The sequence below is a fragment of the Brasilonema bromeliae SPC951 genome, from assembly GCF_012912135.1.
Classification (GTDB): domain Bacteria; phylum Cyanobacteriota; class Cyanobacteriia; order Cyanobacteriales; family Nostocaceae; genus Brasilonema; species Brasilonema bromeliae.
Window position 1 is genome coordinate 1 of record NZ_QMEB01000394.1, and the last position, 2,175, is coordinate 2,175.

At 43.6% G+C, this 2,175-nt stretch carries 1 protein-coding gene; it reads right to left on the reverse strand.

Features of this window, described 5'->3' with window-relative positions:
• Positions 1–88 precede the first annotated feature (88 nt).
• Positions 89–1,630: a group II intron reverse transcriptase/maturase gene (locus DP116_RS27955; protein WP_169158212.1), complete on the reverse strand. Its 1,542-nt coding sequence runs from the start codon at positions 1,628–1,630 to the stop codon at positions 89–91.
• Positions 1,631–2,175: the final 545 nt, after the last annotated feature.

A 2,175-nucleotide genomic window follows, 5' to 3' on the forward strand; every position in this document is an offset into this window, starting at 1 on the left:
ATGTTAGAGTCGATGGAGGCTATTATGCCCCGCACCTCTCTGTTAGATCCGGACGTGCGTATTTCTACGCATCCGGCTCCCGATATTCTTAGGTTGCCCTTTTGCCCATGTGTATATAATCATGACAAGACTCGTGTACTGCTGTTAAGTTTTTGGCTTTCCAGTTGTCATGGTTTCCGTCGATGTGGTGTAGATTCCATCGTTCATTATCGATGTTCCCTAATCCGCAGTGACTGCATGTATGGTTTTGCCTTTTGAGGGCTTTAGAGGTTTCCCCGTGGTATAACTTACTATCACGTTCGCTCCAGTAGTTTATATCTCCGTCATAGGGTGATTTATTACCTTTGACGTTTACGTGGGTGTTTTCGGAGTATGGAACTGATGGGAATGCTTTCTCTATCAACTTATTTGTTGATTCGCCATTCATTTTTGTCTCTTTCCTGAATACCTTCCATGTTCTGTGGTTGATGAACCATAGCGAGTGCTTAGATGCATTCATGTTACAGAACCTGTGGTAGTTTCTCCATCCTCTAACTATAGGAGCTAGCTTTTGGGCTTTTTCCTTAGCACCATAATTCGAGCAGTTGATGATAGCTTTTACTTTCGCACGGAATTTTTGGAAGTTTTCCTCTGAGGGAATGGTTCTAAATTTTCCGTTGCTTAGTACTTTGCAGTGCCAGCCGAGAAAGTCGAATCCATCTGTCGCAGCGGTTACTTTGGTCTTCTTCTCGCTTATTTTCATCCCTCTACTGGCTAGAAACTTGTCAATTTCCTCAAGTACTTTATCCGCATTGTCTTGTGGTCTGAGTATTATTATCATGTCATCGGCATACCGGATTGATGGTTCTACAATGACCTTTCCATTTTTATAACTGGTAATACTCTCTATTCCGTTTAATGCGATGTTAGCTAATAGCGGACTTATCACTCCTCCCTGCGGTGTTCCCTGTTCGGGAAATTCTGGATTTACTCCTGCTTTAAGGCAGCGAAATATACATTTCTTTATAGCCTGTGGGGCGATGAGGTTATCCATTATGGTGGTATGACTTATCCTGTCAAAACACTTTTCAATGTCGAGTTCTATCACTCGCTTATTGATCCCATTACATCTTGAATTAAGGCTGTTGAAGAGGATTCTTTGCGCATCGTGTGCTGAACGTCCTGGTCTAAAACCGTAGCTCTTGGCGTGGAATAGTGCTTCGTGTGCTGGTTCTATTGCGTATTTTGCTAGGCATTGCCACGCTCTGTCCGCGATAGTGGGGATTTTGAGCATTCTGGTGCTTCCGTCCTTCTTGGGGATGGGAATACTACGTAATCCTTGGTGTTCCCAATTATTACTGAATGCTTCCAGCATTTTTTCGAGGTCAAATCGTTCCTTGTAATTAAGGGATTTCTTCCCATCGATTCCTGCTGTTTTCTTACCAGCATTTAGCTGTGTTACTTGCCGGATTGCTAAGTATCTAGCTGCGCGAGATTTCAGAATAAGTTTTTGGAGGAACCTAGCTTTACGCTTATCTCCTGCTTGAATGGCTTTAAACACTCGACATTGTAGGCGGAATAGGTTCTTCCGAAATTTCTTCCAGTTGAGGTTCTTCCAAGATTCGCTATATTTTACTATGCGTCCAATCATGCTCTTACTTTATTAAGTGTTCTCTGAATACCTTGCAGCAATTACGCCGCATCCTACCCGAATTAAGAGAGTTCCGTATCTCGTCATACCTACCTTGGGTTCGACCTCCCAAAGACTCTTAACCCGTTTTTATTCGTTCCCTCAGACGATGATTTATTCCGTTAGGTGTAGCCAATTTGACTATCAGAAGCCCCGGATTCTTACCAATACCTCACAGATAGCTTGGCAGGCTTTAACTCTGATGAATGTCGGAGTGTTTGGTTGTTATGCTCCGCATAAACACTAAGTCACTTTTCTAGGCTCGGTTTCACCGTGGGAATTCCCTGTTAACGCCAGTGTCAGCCCATAACGACCGTCTGATTGCGTCCTGTTCCCAGCTTCACTCTGTAGAAACCGAGTCTACTCGGTGTGGGCAGGTAAGGAGTCACACATGAATCTTGTGGATAGGACTTTCACCTATATCCTTCTGAGAGTTCAACCATTGTTGGTTGACTAGCTTATGTGCGGACTGATTACCGTGATTCAGCTAGTAACGAATCGCACCT